This window comes from Nocardia sp. NRRL WC-3656, from assembly GCF_000720265.1.
GTDB classification, from domain to species: Bacteria; Actinomycetota; Actinomycetes; order Mycobacteriales; family Mycobacteriaceae; genus Nocardia; species Nocardia nova.
In genome coordinates, this window is record NZ_JOJF01000019.1 from 1 (window position 1) to 15,741 (window position 15,741).

The following is a 15,741-nucleotide window of genomic DNA, read 5'->3' on the forward strand; positions in this document are numbered from 1 at the left end:
CGTCAAGGGCGAGAACATTCCCGAGCCGGGTATCCCGGAATCGTTCAAGGTTCTGCTCAAGGAACTGCAGTCGCTGTGCCTCAACGTCGAAGTGCTGTCCTCCGACGGCGCTGCGATCGAGATGCGCGACGGTGACGACGAGGACCTCGAGCGTGCCGCGGCGAACCTCGGCATCAACCTGTCCCGCAACGAGGCTGCGACGGTCGACGACCTCGCACAGTGAGCCGATCGGTCCCGGCGCCCGCATTGGGCGCCGGGGCATAGTTTCCCGCTCCGCGGAAGTGGCAGCGGTCCGCTCCGGCGGAAGAACTAGCGAACTTTGCTCGATACTGAACCCGAACAGGGGAAAGGAAGTTACGTGCTAGACGTCAACTTCTTCGATGAACTCCGGATCGGCCTGGCTACCGCCGAAGACATTCGCAACTGGTCTTTCGGTGAGGTCAAGAAGCCGGAGACCATCAACTACCGCACGCTCAAGCCGGAGAAGGACGGCTTGTTCTGCGAGAAGATCTTCGGTCCCACCCGGGACTGGGAGTGCTACTGCGGCAAGTACAAGCGCGTGCGCTTCAAGGGCATCATCTGTGAGCGCTGTGGCGTCGAGGTGACTCGCGCCAAGGTGCGTCGCGAGCGGATGGGACACATCGAGCTGGCCGCGCCGGTCACCCACATCTGGTACTTCAAGGGTGTGCCGAGCCGCCTCGGCTACCTGCTGGACCTGGCGCCGAAGGATCTCGAGAAGATCATCTACTTCGCCGCCTACGTCATCACCGCCGTCGACGAGGATCTGCGCCACAACGAGCTGTCCACGCTCGAGGCGGAGATGGAGGTCGAGAAGAAGGCGATCGCCGACCAGCGCGATGCCGACCTGGAGGCCCGCGCCCAGAAGCTCGAGGCCGACCTGGCCGAGCTCGAGGCCGAGGGTGCCAAGTCCGACGTCCGCCGCAAGGTCAAGGACGGCGGCGAGCGTGAGATGCGCCAGCTGCGCGACCGTTCCCAGCGCGAGCTGGACCGGCTCGACGAGATCTGGACCACCTTCACCAAGCTGGCTCCCAAGCAGCTGATCGTGGACGAGGTTCTCTACCGCGAGCTGCAGGACCGCTACGGCGAGTACTTCACCGGCGCGATGGGTGCCGAAGCCATCCAGAAGCTGATGGAGAACTTCGACATCGACGCCGAGGCCGAGAACCTGCGCGAAACCATTCGCACCGGTAAGGGCCAGAAGAAGCTGCGCGCGCTCAAGCGCCTGAAGGTCGTCGCGGCCTTCCAGGCCAACGGCAACTCGCCGATGGGCATGGTTCTCGACGCCGTTCCGGTGATCCCGCCGGAGCTGCGCCCGATGGTTCAGCTCGACGGTGGCCGCTTCGCCACCTCCGACCTGAACGACCTGTACCGTCGCGTGATCAACCGCAACAACCGCCTCAAGCGACTGATCGACCTCGGCGCCCCCGAGATCATCGTCAACAACGAGAAGCGGATGCTGCAGGAGTCCGTGGACGCGCTGTTCGACAACGGCCGTCGCGGTCGCCCGGTGACCGGCCCCGGTAACCGCCCGCTGAAGTCCCTGAGCGATCTGCTCAAGGGTAAGCAGGGTCGTTTCCGTCAGAACCTGCTCGGTAAGCGCGTCGACTACTCCGGCCGTTCGGTCATCGTCGTCGGTCCGCAGCTGAAGCTGCACCAGTGTGGTCTGCCCAAGCTGATGGCGCTGGAACTGTTCAAGCCGTTCGTGATGAAGCGTCTGGTCGACCTGAACCACGCGCAGAACATCAAGTCCGCCAAGCGGATGGTCGAGCGGCAGCGTGCCCAGGTGTGGGACGTCCTCGAAGAGGTCATCGCCGAGCACCCGGTCATGCTGAACCGTGCGCCCACGCTGCACCGCCTGGGTATCCAGGCCTTCGAGCCGCTGCTGGTCGAAGGTAAGGCCATCCAGCTGCACCCGCTGGTCTGTGAGGCCTTCAACGCCGACTTCGACGGTGACCAGATGGCCGTGCACCTGCCGCTGTCGGCGGAGGCGCAGGCCGAGGCCCGCATCCTGATGCTGTCGTCGAACAACATCCTGTCTCCGGCGTCCGGCCGCCCGCTGGCCATGCCGCGTCTGGACATGGTGACCGGTCTGTACTACCTGACCCGCCTGGAAGAGGGCGCCAAGGGCGAGTACCGGCCTGCCACCGCGGATGCTCCCGAGCACGGCGTCTACGCGTCGCCGGCCGAGGCCCAGATGGCCGTCGACCGCGGCGAACTGACGGTTCGCTCGCTGATCAAGGTGCGTCTCACCGAGCAGCGTCCGCCGAAGGATGTCGAGGCGGAGCTGTTCCCCGAGGGCTGGCGGCGCGGCGACGCGTGGCTGTGTGAAACCACCCTGGGCCGGGTCATCTTCAACGAGCTGCTGCCCGCCGACTACGCGTTCATCAACGAGCAGATGCCGAAGAAGCGGCAGGCGACGATCATCAACGATCTCGCCGAGCGCTACCCGATGATCGTGGTCGCGCAGACCGTCGACAAGCTCAAGGACGCCGGCTTCTACTGGGCCACGCGTTCGGGTGTCACCGTCTCCATGTCGGACGTTCTCGTTCCGCCGGAGAAGGCCGAGATCATGGAGCGCTACGAGGCGCAGTCCGACCAGATCGAGAAGAAGTACCAGCGTGGTGCTCTCGACCACCAGGAGCGCAACAACGCCCTGGTCAAGATCTGGCAGGAAGCGACCGAAGAGGTCGGTAAGGCGCTGCGTGCGCACTACCCGGCCGACAACCCGATCATCACGATCGTCGATTCGGGCGCCACGGGTAACTTCACCCAGACTCGTACCCTCGCGGGCATGAAGGGTCTGGTGACCAACCCGAAGGGTGAGTTCATTCCGCGGCCGATCAAGTCCTCGTTCCGTGAGGGCCTGACCGTTCTGGAGTACTTCATCAACACCCACGGTGCGCGAAAGGGTCTGGCCGACACCGCGCTTCGTACCGCCGACTCGGGTTACCTGACCCGTCGTCTGGTGGACGTGTCGCAGGACGTCATCGTGCGCGAGACCGACTGTGGCACCGAGCGCGGCATCCTCGTCGCGATCGCCGAGAAGCAGCCCGACGGCCTGCTCATCCGCGATCCGCACGTGGAGACCAGCACCTACGCCCGGACGCTGGCCGCCGACGCGGTCGACGCCAACGGCAACGTCATCGTGGAAAAGGGTCACGACCTCGGCGACCCCGCCATCGAGGCGCTGCTCGAGGCCGGCATCACCGACGTCAAGGTCCGCTCGGTGCTCACCTGCACCACCGGCACCGGCGTGTGTGCGACCTGCTACGGCCGCTCGATGGCGACCGGCAAGCTGGTCGACATCGGTGAGGCCGTCGGTATCGTCGCCGCCCAGTCCATCGGTGAGCCCGGTACCCAGCTGACCATGCGTACCTTCCACCAGGGTGGTGTCGCGGGTGACGACATCACCGGCGGTCTGCCCCGTGTGCAGGAGCTGTTCGAGGCTCGTGTGCCCAAGGGCAAGGCGCCGATCGCGGAGGTCTCGGGCCGGGTGCGGCTCGAGGACGACGACCGCTTCTACAAGATCACGATCATTCCGGACGACGGTTCGGACGAGGTGGTCTACGACAAGCTGTCGAAGCGTCAGCGTCTGCGGGTGTTCAAGCACGAGGACGGCTCCGAGCGTCTGCTCGCCGACGGCGACCACGTCGAGGTCGGCCAGCAGCTGCTGGAGGGCTCGGCCGATCCGCACGAGGTGCTGCGCGTGATGGGCCCGCGTCAGGTGCAGATCCACCTGGTCCACGAGGTCCAGGAGGTCTACCGGTCGCAGGGTGTATCCATCCACGACAAGCACATCGAGGTCATCGTTCGCCAGATGCTGCGCCGCGTGACCATCATCGACTCGGGTGCGACGGAGTTCCTGCCCGGTTCGCTGGTGGAGCGTTCGGAGTTCGAGGCGTCCAACCGCCGCGTCGTCGCCGAGGGTGGCGAGCCCGCGTCGGGTCGCCCGGTGCTGATGGGTATCACCAAGGCGTCGCTGGCCACCGATTCGTGGCTGTCGGCGGCCTCCTTCCAGGAGACGACTCGTGTCTTGACGGACGCGGCGATCAACTGCCGCTCCGACAAGCTGATCGGCCTGAAGGAGAACGTGATCATCGGTAAGTTGATCCCGGCCGGTACCGGTATCAACCGCTACCGCAACATCCAGGTGCAACCGACCGAAGAGGCCCGTGCCGCGGCGTACGCGGTGCCGTCCTACGACGACACCTACTACAGCCCGGAGGGCTTCGGCACCACCACCGGTGCCGCGGTCCCGCTGGACGACTACGGTTTCAGCGACTACCGGTAACGCTGCGTAGTAAGGCAATTCGCCCCGCCTCGGTCGATCCGAGGCGGGGCGTTGTCGTTTGCCGACCCCGGAACTCCTCGGCGGTGATGCGCTGGGCCGAGACGGCCGACTGCATCCAAATACTCTCCGGTGCTCGAAGATTCGGCTCCCACGCGGCGGCTTACGACTCGTCGGGTGACGGCCGGCCCGGTGCCTCGTCGCGGGGATCGAGCAAGCGGGTTCGCAGGTGTTCGAGAACCAATTCGAGGGCCCGGCGGGTGGGGTGGCCGGGTGTATCGACGAGATGTTCGGTAAGTACCGAGTGCGGCGGCGTCAACGCGGCCGGGTTCGCATCCTCGGGATCCAGTTCCACGGCCACGAAGGCCGGCCCGAGTTGGCGGCGCAGGTGCGCGAATCGTTCCTCCGGCACCAGCCGGTCACCGCGGAATCGGAGGCCGAGAACGTCGAGGCCCTGCGCGCAGCGCTGCTGGATTCGCGCGAGATCCGCTGCGGCGATACCGATCCCCTTGCGCCGGCGCTCGGTCAGCGGCACCGGTGTGGCAGGTTGCGACAGCACCGGTGCGAGCAGGTGGTCGTCGGCGGCCATGGCGAGTGCGAAGCCGCCGGTCAGGCACATTCCGACGGCGCCGATGCCCGGTCCGCCGCAGCGTCGGTGCTCGGCGGCACCCAGCGCGCGCAACCAGGTCGTGATCGGTGAGCCGCTCGGCCCGGCGAGCAGGCTGAACTCCCGTCCGATACAGAGCCGGGCGATCGTGCCGACGCCGTAGGCGAGGCTGCTCGGCAGGCCGTGCCCGGCGGGGTTCGGGTCGCGCCCGGCCGTGCCGAACATATCCGGCAGCACCGCGGTGAGGCCGAGAGCGCGGACCTGGCGGGCGAATTCGGCGACCTTGGGCGTGATGCCGGGAACCTCGGTCATCACGATCACAGCCGGACCCGTCCCGGATCGGAGGATCGCATGGGTGATGCCAGCATGAGTGAACGATTCACAGGTGAAATCGATCAGGGTGTCGTCGGACATGATGTCTCCGCCGATCAAGCTTCCGCTTCGAGGGTGTGGCGGGCGGCGATGAACAGGGTGGTGCAGACGTCGGTGAGTGCGGCGGGGGTGTGGGGTGTGCCGCTCATCAGCCAGTCGACCAGTAGGTGGTTGACGCCGCCGACGAGGGCGACCGCGGCCGCATGTTGTTTGGCCGACAGGGGTTCGGAGCGGGCGGCGGCCCAGGTGGTGGTGACGATCTCCGCGAATTCGCGCAGTACCTCGTGGCGGCGCTCCTCCATGGTGGAGGACACGCCGACGGCCTCGATCAGGGCCACTCTGGCAAGTCGCCGATCCTCGGTCAGATATTCGATGAACGTCTGTATTCCGGCACGGGTTCGGTCGTCGATGTCGTCGCCCGCCGACATCATCGCGGTCGTGGTGGCGGCGCACACCCGGTCCACGAGCTCGGAATACAGGGCGGCCAGGCAACTTTCGCGGTCGGCGAAGGATTCGTAGAAATACCGTTCGGTGAGCCGCGCGACCCGGCAGATCTGTTTGACCGAACTGCCCGCATACCCGGTGGTGCCGAAAACCTCCAGCGCGGCGTCCAGGATCGCCGCGCGCCGCTGCAGGCGGCGCTCGTCCGGCATCAGTCCCTGATACTTCCGTCCCGACATGCCCCTGTCCTTACGTCCCGGCCTATGGCACACTAGAGCATCGTTGCTGACACGCAGGCATGTCAGAATGGAGAACCATCCATGATCTCACCGATTGCCGGTCGTGTCGTCGCGGTGACCGGCGGTGCGCGGGGCATAGGCCGGGAGATCGCGCGCGTGCTCGCCGAGGCCGGTGCCCGGGTTGCCGTCGGCGACCGGGACGAACCGGCGGCCGTCGCCACCGCGGCCGAATTGTCCGGTACCGTGCGCGGTTTCGCGCTCGACGTCACCGACACGGACTCCTTCCGCGGCTTCGTCGCCGCCGTGGAATCGCTGTGGGGTCCGATCGACGTGCTGGTCAACAATGCCGGGGTGATGTGGGTGGGCCCGTTCGACGCGGAGCCCGAGGTTGCGACCGTGCGCATGCTGGAGGTCAATCTGCACGGCGTCATCCGCGGTGTGCGGCTGGTCGCACCGGGCATGCGGGCGCGCGGGCAGGGCCACATCGTCACGATCGCCTCGGCCGCCGCGCGATTGTCTCCGCCCGGCGAATCGACCTACGCCGCGACCAAACACGGGGTGCTCGGCTATCTGACCGGCGTGCGCGAGGAACTGCGCGGCAGCGGCGTGCGGATCTCGGTGATCATGCCGGGGGTGGTCGCGACCGAACTGGCCGCGGGAACCGCCACCGGCGCCGCGAAACTGCTCCAGCCCGCCGATGTCGCCCGCGCGGTGCTGCGGACCCTCGAACACCCTCGTTTCGAGGTCACCGTGCCGCGATACATCGGTCCGCTCGTCCGGCTCGCCGAACTGCTCCCGCAGCGCCTGCGCGACCTGACCTTCCGGCGCATGGTTCCCGATCAGGTCGCCGCGACCCGCGGTTCAACCACCCGCGCGGCCTACGAACGCGGCCTGGCCGATCCCGCCGGTGGGGACACCGCATGACGCCCTACCCGCCCGCTCGCTGATTCGGGCGACCACAGACCGCGTCGGCGCAGCATTGAGCCGCCCGCGCCGACGCACCCGGCCTGCCGGTTCCGGTCGACCGGAACCGGCAGGCGCTCGGAGAAGCGATCGCTGTCGCGGTGGGTCGCGAATTACCCGCCGACGTAGGCGGCGAGGTGTTCGCCGGTGAGCGTCGAGCGATCGGCGACCAGATCGGCCGGCGTTCCCTCGAAGACGATGCGCCCGCCGTCGTGGCCGGCCCCGGGACCGAGGTCGACGATCCAGTCGGCATGCGCCATGACCGCCTGGTGGTGTTCGATGACGATCACCGATTTGCCCGAGTCCACGAGGCGGTCGAGCAGGCCGAGCAGGTTCTCCACATCGGCGAGATGCAGGCCCGTGGTCGGCTCGTCGAGAACGTAGATCCCGCCCTTCTCGCCCATGCGGGTGGCGAGTTTGATGCGCTGGCGTTCACCACCCGACAGCGTGGTGAGGGGCTGACCCAGTTTCAGATAGCCGAGTCCCACATCGCCGAGGCGTTGCAGAATCTTGTGTGCCGCCGGGAGTTTCGCCTCACCCGCGCCGAAGAACTCCTCGGCTTCTGCCACCGACATCTCCAGTACCTCGCTGATGTTGCGCCCGCCGAGGTGATAGTCCAGAACCGCCGCCTGGAAGCGTTTACCGTCGCATTCCTCGCAGGTGGTCGCGACGCCGGCCATCATCGCCAGATCGGTGTAGATCACGCCGGCGCCGTTGCAGGTGGGGCACGCGCCCTCGGAGTTCGCGCTGAACAGCGCCGGCTTGACGCCGTTGGCCTTGGCGAATGCCTTGCGGATCGGCTCGAGCAGTCCGGTGTAGGTGGCCGGATTACTACGCCGGGATCCGCGAATCGCGCCCTGATCGACCACCACGACATCGTCGCGGTCGGCGACCGACCCGTGGATGAGCGAACTCTTACCGGATCCGGCCACGCCGGTGATCACACACAGCACCCCGAGCGGGATGTCGACGTCGACATCCTTCAGATTGTGGGTGGAAGCGCCGCGAATCTCCAACGCGCCGGCCGACTTCCGGGGCGCGTCCTTGAGTTTCGCCCGATCGTCGAGATGGCGGCCGGTGATCGTGTCGCTGGCGCGCAGCCCCTCGATATCGCCCTCGAAACAGACTGTGCCGCCTTGGCTTCCGGCCCCCGGACCCAGATCGACGATATGGTCGGCGATCGCGATCGCTTCCGGCTTGTGCTCCACCATCAGCACCGTGTTGCCCTTGTCGCGCAACTGCAACAGCAGGTTGTTCATTCGCTCGATATCGTGCGGATGCAGGCCGATGGTGGGTTCGTCGAAGACGTAGGTGACATCGGTCAGGGACGAGCCGAGGTGGCGAATCATCTTGGTGCGCTGTGCTTCACCGCCGGAGAGCGTGCCCGCCGGCCGATCCAGTGACAGATAGCCGAGGCCGATCTCGGTGAACGAGTCGAGCAGGTGCTGCAGGCCCTTCAGCAGCGGCGCGACCGACGGCTCGTCGAGTGCGCGCACCCATTCGGCGAGATCGCTGATCTGCATCCGGCAGACGTCGGCGATGCTCTTGTCGCCGATCTTCGAGGACCGGGCCTCGACGCTGAGCCGGGTGCCCTCACATTCCGGGCAGGTCGTGAAGGTCACCGCACGCTCGACGAACGCGCGGATATGCGGCTGCAGCGAATCGACATCCTTGGACAGCATCGACTTCTGGATCTTCGGGACCAGCCCCTCGTAGGTGAGGTTGATGCCCTCGACCTTGATCTTGGTCGGCTCCTTGTAGAGCAGGTCGTGCAGTTCGCGCTTGTTGTACTTGCGGATCGGCTTGTCGGGGTCGAACAGCCCGCAACCGCGGTAGATGCGGCCGAACCAGCCGTCCATGCTGTAGCCGGGGATGGTGAGCGCACCCTCGTTGAGCGACAGGCTCTCGTCGTAGAGGGCGGTCAGATCGAAATCGGTGACCGAGCCCATGCCCTCACAGCGCGGGCACATACCGCCGAGCCGGTGGAAGGTCGCCTTTTCGGCCTTGGTCTTACCGCCACGCTCGACGGTGATCGCACCGCTGGCGGTCACCGAGGGCACATTGAACGAATAGGCGTTCGGCGAGCCGATCTGTGGCTGGGCGAGGCGGCTGAACAGGATGCGCAACATCGCGTTGGCGTCGGTGGCGGTGCCGACCGTGGAGCGGGGGTTGGCGCCCATCCGCTCCTGGTCGACCGAGATCGCGGTGGTCAGGCCGTCCAGGAAGTCGACCTCCGGCCGCGACAGCGTCGGCATGAAGCCCTGGACGAAGGCGCTGTAGGTCTCGTTGATCATCCGCTGCGATTCCGCGGCGATGGTGCCGAAGACCAGCGAACTCTTCCCCGATCCCGAGACGCCGGTGAAGACGGTCAGGCGACGCTTGGGAATTTCGACGCTGATGTCTTTGAGATTGTTGACCCGCGCACCGTGTACGCGGATCAGGTCGTGGGTGTCGGCAACGTGCCGGTCCGGCGTCGAGGCCTTGCTCATGGTTTCTCCAATTCAGGGTGGGCGGCCTGGTCCGCCGGCCGGCTCGGTTGTCGGGGTCGGCTCAGGAGGCCTGTTGGATCCGCAGCAGATTGCCCGAGGGATCGCGGAACGCGCAGTCGCGCAGTCCGTAGGGCTGGTCGGTCGGCTCCTGCACGACCTCGGCCCCGTTCGCCTGCAGCCGCTCGAACACCTCGTCGACGTTCTTGGTCGCCAGGTTGAGGCTGGCGAAGGTGCCCTTGGCCATCATCTCGGAGATGGTGCGCTGCTCTTCTTCCGTGACGCCGGGGGTGGCGTTCGGCGGGTAGAGCACGATCGAGATGTCCGGCTGTCCGGCGGGGCCGACCGTGATCCAGTGCATGCCCTTGAAGCCGACGTCGTTGCGCACCTCGAAGCCGAGCGTGTCGCGGTAGAACGTCAGCGCGGCCTCCGGATCGTCTTGCGGGAGGAAGGTGTCGTGAATGGTGATGTCCATGTCGCTCACGCTAATTCCTACTCGGTAACCTGCGCTTCTCGATTCCTGATCGGTCTGGTCACCTGTTTCGCGACACACGACGGCATGCCCAGGGTGGCGTCGGCGGCCTCGCGCCGGTAGACGCTCGGCGGCACTCCGACCAGTTCGGTGAAGCGGGTACTGAAGGTGCCCAGCGATTGGCAGCCGACCTCGAAGCACACCTCCGTCACGCTGAGATCACCCCGGCGCAGCAGCGCCATCGCGCGTTCGATTCGCCGCGTCATGAGATATCCGTACGGCGATTCCCCGTAGGCGAGGCGGAACTGCCGGCTCAGATGCCCCGCGGACATGTGCACATCGCGCGCGAGGGCCTCCACATCCAGGGGTTTCGCATATTCCCGGTCGATGCGGTCGCGGACCTTGCGCAGCCGGGCGAGATCGCGCAGGCGCGGGTCGGGGGCAGGTGTGCTGCTCACAACGCGATGGTGCCACGCGGCGCCGACATTGCCCAGCAACCCTCACCACGAGCGGGACGAGGGGTGGCGGCGGGCGAGGTCAGCGTTCTCGGACCGGTGGGCATTTCTTCCCCGCGAGATGGCATTTGTCCTCGAAACCGGCGGGTAGCCAATTTCCGGACAGCAGCAGCGGATGATTGGGAAAGTGCAGATGGGCGGCGACGACGAATATCAGTACGGCCCAAGGTGTTCGGACCTGCCACTGGTGGAAGGCCCGATTGCGGTCGACGTAGCGCGCGACCACCTGATCGGCGGCGGTCAGGTCGATCGTCTCCAGCGATGCCCACCGGATCCGGAAGGAGTAGTCGGGGTTGGTGAGGTGGATGCGGCGGTCGGAGATCATGACCGAACCGGGGCGTTCGGCGATCCAGCGCGGTTGCGACGCCGCCTCCGCACGCTGGCGCCGGGCCTGATTCACCAGCGCGTTCCCCAGTTGCGCGGCCGCGACGAAGGAGGCGCTGCCCGCGACGTAGACGTTGTTGCGGGTCCAGCTGCCGTCCCCGGGCGCTCGCCAGAACGACCAGGTCGCCGGGCCTTCCGCGATACAGACCTCGCCCGGGTCGATCCGGATCCGGGTCGACTTGACGGGCATCCGCGCCAACTCCTCGCGACGCAGCAGATCGAGCACCCCGCAGGTGTACAGCAGGTGGTCGTCGAACCACGTCCATCCGGCCCGGTCGGCGAGGGCCCGGTCGATATCGGCCAACGGGTCGAACACTGCGATCTCACCACCTTCATCGACATACGCGACGCTGGATATCCACGGTATCGGAGGAGGCCACCGCCCGGCGAGGGCCGGCGGATCCGCCCGGTAAGCTGCTGACGCCTCGGTGGGCTCGACCAGAAGGGGGACCGTGGCCGCACTCGCGATCGGCGAGACGTTCGCCGGTTACCTCATCGAGGGCGTCCTCGGCCGTGGCGGAATGGGAACGGTCTATCTCGCCCGCCACCCCCGGCTGCCGCGCCGGGTGGCACTGAAACTGCTCGACCGGGAGGTCTCCGCCGATCACGAGCGCCGGCGCCGGTTCGATCAGGAAGCCGATATCGTTGCCCGCCTGGAACATCCGGGCATCGTGCGGATCTACGACCGCGGCGCCGATGCCGGACACCTGTGGATATCCATGCAGTATGTGCACGGTACCGATGCGGCGCGGCTAAACCGGCGGGCTCTCACCACCGAGCGGGTGTTGCGCATCGTCACCGAAACCGCTGCGGCACTGGACTACGCGCACAGCAAGGCGGTATTGCACCGCGACATCAAACCGGCGAACATCCTGCTCGAGACACCCGAGGCCGGTCGCGCCGAACGGGCGGTCCTCACCGATTTCGGCATCGCCCGATTGCAGGACGCCGATACCGAACTCACGGTGACCGGCACCCTCACCGCCACCCTCGCCTACGCCTCCCCGGAACAGCTCTCCGGTGAACCGCTCGACCATCGGTGCGATCAGTACTCCCTGGCCTGCACCCTGTTCACCCTGTTGTGCGGCCGGCCGCCCTATGCCGGTACCAATCCCGGGCAGGTGGTCGCCGGGCACGTCACCAAACCGATTCCCCGGCTGACCGCGGTGCGATCGGACCTGCCGCCGGCGCTCGACGCGGTGCTCGTGCGGGGAATGGCGAAACACCCGGGCGAGCGGTACGGAAGCTGTGGAGAGTTCGCGGCCGATCTACGAAATGCCTTTCACGGCAGAGGATCTGGTTCGGTACTCGATGTGTATCGTGCCCCGGACCGTGCCGAGGAGGAAGGGGCGGCGGCAGTCACGCAGGCGGGAATTCCGGTGCGGCAGGCATTCGACGTGCCGGGGCAGGGGCATCGACCGACGCGGGGCGAGCCGTCGATCGCTTCGCCGGCGGTTCGCGTCGGGGCGCGGCCGAGGAGGTGGATCCGGCGGGGCGCGGCCGTCGTCGCAGTCGTGGTCCTCGTGGCCGGGGCGGGCCTGGCGATCGGGGAACTGTCGGGCCGGGGTTCGGCTCCTGTCGGCTGGGACGCGAAACATCGGCTGATCGTGGACAGTTTCCCGCAGCTGTTGTCCGATCGGCCCGGGGAGACGGGGTGGTCGGGGACGCGGTGCGCGATCGATGCGACGGCGGGAGAGCGAGCGGCCGTCGCCTGCGAGAATCCGGATCGGAATCTGCGCGTGGAGATCGTCGATCTCGAAAACAGCGATGCCGCAGTCGAATTCGCAGCAGACGCCGGTAAACACAGTGGGGACCTGCTGGCGAAGCATCCAGGTTTCGCGGAACCGCTGGATGTGGTGTTGCCGACGCCGGACTCGACCGGGACGCAGGACCTGTACACATTGTTCCCGCAGGATGCGCAGCGTTCCCGATTCGTCCTCGGCCTGCGCTGGACCAAGCATGCGGCGCTGGAGATCTACGATCGCTGGTGGCCGCAGCTGCCGATGGGTGTCGCCGCGCCGGATGCGACAGCCACCCCCGATGCGAAAGCCGCTGCGCCCGACAGTGTTCCGTGGTGCTATGCCACCCGGACCGCGACCGACGTCAACGACGACGCGCCCGGCGGCACCGTATCCGGCCCGGACGCCGTGCTGGGCTACGAATACGCGCGGTACGACACCCGAAGCGGTTCGGCGGCCCGGGAATACGTCGCTCCGGAATCGACCGCCGTCCCCTCCGCCGAAAACCTGCAGAGGCAGATCGACCAGGCCCCCGTCGGCACCCAGCACTGCGTGCACGTGACCGGTGGAGATGTCCCGGACCGTTACCGGGTGCAGGTGTTCGAACGCCGCCCCGACCGCGGTTTCCTCTATCGCGCCTACACCGCCATCACCACCACCCGTGACGGCCGGGTGTTCATCCGGGAAATCCGGAACTGATCCCGGCACCGAGCCAGGCTCGTTCGAGGTTTGGGCGGAGGAGGGCATTACGGCCATCGATCGCTGGTCCTGCGGCACTTCACGGGGCGTCCGACGCGGTCCTAACGTTGTCGGATGGCTGCACCCGAGCCGGTCGGCGTCGAGCCTCGCCGCAGCAGGGGCGTGTCCGCGCGGACACGTGTCGCCGACGCGCTGAACTCCGGCGGACTGCGTGCCGTGCGGATGTGGTGGCGAGAACCCATCGACTATCGCTGGCTGCTGAGCACGCTCCGGAACCAGGGGGCGCTCGGCTTGCTGAAATTCTCGATCGGCACATCCGGGCTGGGCCTGTGCTTCGTCGCCCTCATGCTCCTGCTGTCGCCCGAAGGCCCGCAGAGCGCGTTCGGCCGGGCGGTGATCGGCCTGTTCGCCGTTGTGGCGCTGTTGGCGGCCCTGCGCTGGTATCTACTGCCCTGGCCGACCGCTTCGGTGTCACTGGCGTTGATAGCGGTCGCGGATATCGCCATCACGAGTTGCAGCCTGCTGGTCTCCGGCAGCGTGGCGATGATCAACGCGACCACTCTCATCCTGGCCGGTGGCTATCTCGCGCTCTTCCACAGCGCCAAGGCTCTCGCCGTGCACGCGGGGTGGTCGCTGTTCTCGGTGCTGCTGGTCACGGGACGAATGATGATCTCTTCCGACTCCGATCGCGACGTCCCCCTTGCGATGGCCACCGCGCTGATCATGGTCCTCGCCGTCGTCTTCGTGCTGCCCACGCTGCAGTTCTTCTATTGGGTACTGCGCACGAACGCGTTGTCGGATCCGCTGACAACCCTGCTGAACCGGCGCGGCCTCGATTACCACCTACCGAGAGTGTTCGCCCCCGGCGCGCCGCTCTGCGCGATGGTCATCGACCTGGATCGATTCAAGGAGGTCAACGACACCTTCGGGCATCAGGAGGGCGACCGGGTGCTGGCCAGAATCGCGGCACGGTTGCGCGACACCGCCGACCCCACTGCCACCATCGCGCGCACCGGTGGTGAGGAGTTCACGATCGTCGGTCCGCTGGACGCCGGAGCCGCTCGGGCGATGGCCGAGCGGCTGCGGCGGGCGGTCGAGAATTCGAGCGATGGGGCCGCGGTCACCGCCAGCATCGGCGTGGTGGTCGTCGACCTCGGTGCAGCGACCGGTGACGGTGTCTCGCCCGAGCGGCTTCTCGGCTTCGCGGACACCGCCATGTATCACGCAAAACAACGGGGCGGCAATGCCATCGTCGTGCGGGAACTGCGCGGACCTCTCGCTTGAGCGGGAAACCCGAGCCGCCGCGGGTCGGCTCGGAAATCGGCTCGTCGCAGCGGAATCGATGCGGCACCATGGGCGATGATGCGTTACTCACTCGCCGACGTCCTGCCCTCGGTGGCCGCCGCCCTGGGGATGGATGTGCACAATCCGCTGGGCCTGAGGCCGAACCGCGATGTCGTGGTGCTGCTGGTCGACGGGTTGGGCGCCGAACTGCTCGCCCGCCACCGCGACACCGCGCCGACGCTGGCCGCACATGTGGCAACCACCGTGGCCACCGGATTCCCGGCCACGACCGCGGTCGGGCTCGCGAGCCTTGCGGTCGGCGCACCGTGCGCGACCCACGGCATCATCGGCTACAGCTTCGCCGTGCCCGCCGCCGCGGGGCCGCGACTGCTCAACGCGCTGCGCTGGCGTCTGGACAGTGCGACCGGTCCGGATGCCCGCGAGCAGTACCCGCCCGAGCAGATACAGCCGGCTCGCAGCCGGGTTCAGGACCTCGCCGCGCACGGCGTCGACGTGCACTACGTCGTTCCCGGATATCAGGGCGGATCCGGTCTGACGCGGGCCGTCTTCCGCGCCCCGGGCACGCTGCACCCGGCCGAGGACCTGGACGGCGTCCGGGACGGAATCCTTTCCGTCGCGGCCGGTTCCGGCTCCGGGTCCCGATTCGCCTACGCCTACTATCCGGAGCTGGACGCGAACGGACATCTGCACGGTCCGGGATCGGCGCAATGGCTGGCGGAACTGGCCCGGATCGATGCGTGCGTGGCGGATCTGCTCACCGAACTGCCCGCGACGTGCACACTGATCGTCACCGGAGATCACGGCATGATTCGCGCGGGCGAGGTCGTCGATCTGGACGCACGCGCCGACCTGCATCGCGAGGTGCGATTGATCGGCGGGGAGGCCCGGGCGCGGCACGTCTACCTGGAACGTCCCGGCGCGCTGCCCGATGTGCTGGCCGCGTGGACCGAGGAACTGGCCGGGCACGCACGTGTGGTGAGTCGCGAACAGGCGCTGGCCGAGCACTGGTTCGGGCCTACCCCGCCCGATTCGGCGATCGCCGAACGGATCGGCGACATCATCGCCGTGGCACGCGATCGCAGCGTGCTCGTCTGCCCCGGTCGCGAACCTGTCGAATCGACACTGCTCGGCCACCACGGCGCGTGGACCGACGACGAGCAACTGGTACCGGTGGTCGTCGGCGGATAGTGGCTGCGGCCCCGCGGCTTTC

General features: G+C 67.3%; 12 protein-coding genes. 6 read left to right on the plus strand and 6 right to left on the minus strand.

The window, feature by feature from the left end; genetic code table 11:
- Together IG65_RS35030 and IG65_RS0123300 are read left to right on the plus strand one after the other, a co-directional pair.
- Positions 1–223: hypothetical protein (locus IG65_RS35030; RefSeq protein WP_036525526.1), on the plus strand; the 223-nt coding region annotated here is incomplete at its 5' end.
- 135 nt (positions 224–358) lie between these two features.
- Positions 359–4,312, plus strand: a complete 3,954-nt coding sequence (locus IG65_RS0123300) for a DNA-directed RNA polymerase subunit beta' (protein WP_030517081.1) — start codon at positions 359–361, stop codon at positions 4,310–4,312.
- 160 nt (positions 4,313–4,472) lie between these two features.
- Here IG65_RS0123300 and IG65_RS0123305 read toward each other — a convergent pair whose 3' ends face one another.
- Positions 4,473–5,330 carry a dienelactone hydrolase family protein gene (locus IG65_RS0123305; protein WP_030517082.1) on the minus strand — a complete coding sequence of 286 codons (858 nt, stop codon included), beginning with the start codon at positions 5,328–5,330 and terminating at the stop codon, positions 4,473–4,475.
- 14 nt (positions 5,331–5,344) lie between these two features.
- Entirely contained in the window at positions 5,345–5,968 is a 624-nt protein-coding gene (locus IG65_RS0123310; protein WP_030517083.1) for a TetR/AcrR family transcriptional regulator, read from the minus strand.
- An 81-nt stretch (positions 5,969–6,049) separates the two neighbouring features.
- On the opposite strand from IG65_RS0123310, the gene IG65_RS0123315 reads away from it, so the two are divergent.
- Positions 6,050–6,892, plus strand: a complete 843-nt coding sequence (locus IG65_RS0123315) for an SDR family oxidoreductase (RefSeq protein ID WP_030517084.1) — start codon at positions 6,050–6,052, stop codon at positions 6,890–6,892.
- A gap of 152 nt (positions 6,893–7,044) precedes the next feature.
- On the opposite strand, the gene IG65_RS0123320 is transcribed toward IG65_RS0123315, so the two are convergent.
- From IG65_RS0123320 to IG65_RS35035, 4 genes are all read right to left on the minus strand, one after another.
- Positions 7,045–9,420: an excinuclease ABC subunit UvrA gene (locus IG65_RS0123320; RefSeq protein WP_030517085.1), complete on the minus strand. Its 2,376-nt coding sequence runs from the start codon at positions 9,418–9,420 to the stop codon at positions 7,045–7,047.
- Between the two features lie 61 nt (positions 9,421–9,481).
- Complete coding sequence (locus IG65_RS0123325; protein WP_030517086.1) at positions 9,482–9,892, minus strand: VOC family protein; 411 nt, start codon at positions 9,890–9,892, stop codon at positions 9,482–9,484.
- A 17-nt stretch (positions 9,893–9,909) separates the two neighbouring features.
- On the minus strand, positions 9,910–10,347 hold the full coding sequence (locus IG65_RS0123330) for a helix-turn-helix transcriptional regulator (protein WP_030517087.1): 438 nt from the start codon (positions 10,345–10,347) through the stop codon (positions 9,910–9,912).
- A gap of 79 nt (positions 10,348–10,426) precedes the next feature.
- Positions 10,427–11,104: a hypothetical protein gene (locus IG65_RS35035; protein ID WP_036525528.1), complete on the minus strand. Its 678-nt coding sequence runs from the start codon at positions 11,102–11,104 to the stop codon at positions 10,427–10,429.
- Positions 11,105–11,240: 136 nt separating this feature from the next.
- On the opposite strand from IG65_RS35035, the gene IG65_RS36060 reads away from it, so the two are divergent.
- The 3 genes from IG65_RS36060 (at position 11,241) to IG65_RS0123350 (ending at position 15,719) form a co-directional block, all read left to right on the plus strand.
- Positions 11,241–13,226, plus strand: coding sequence for a serine/threonine-protein kinase (locus IG65_RS36060; RefSeq protein WP_051756725.1), 1,986 nt, complete (start codon positions 11,241–11,243; stop codon positions 13,224–13,226).
- Positions 13,227–13,340: 114 nt separating this feature from the next.
- Positions 13,341–14,510, plus strand: a complete 1,170-nt coding sequence (locus tag IG65_RS0123345) for a diguanylate cyclase (RefSeq protein ID WP_081879701.1) — start codon at positions 13,341–13,343, stop codon at positions 14,508–14,510.
- 78 nt (positions 14,511–14,588) lie between these two features.
- A complete protein-coding gene (locus IG65_RS0123350) occupies positions 14,589–15,719 on the plus strand; it encodes an alkaline phosphatase family protein (RefSeq protein ID WP_030517090.1) in 1,131 nt (376 codons plus the stop codon).
- The last annotated feature ends 22 nt before the right edge of the window (positions 15,720–15,741 follow it).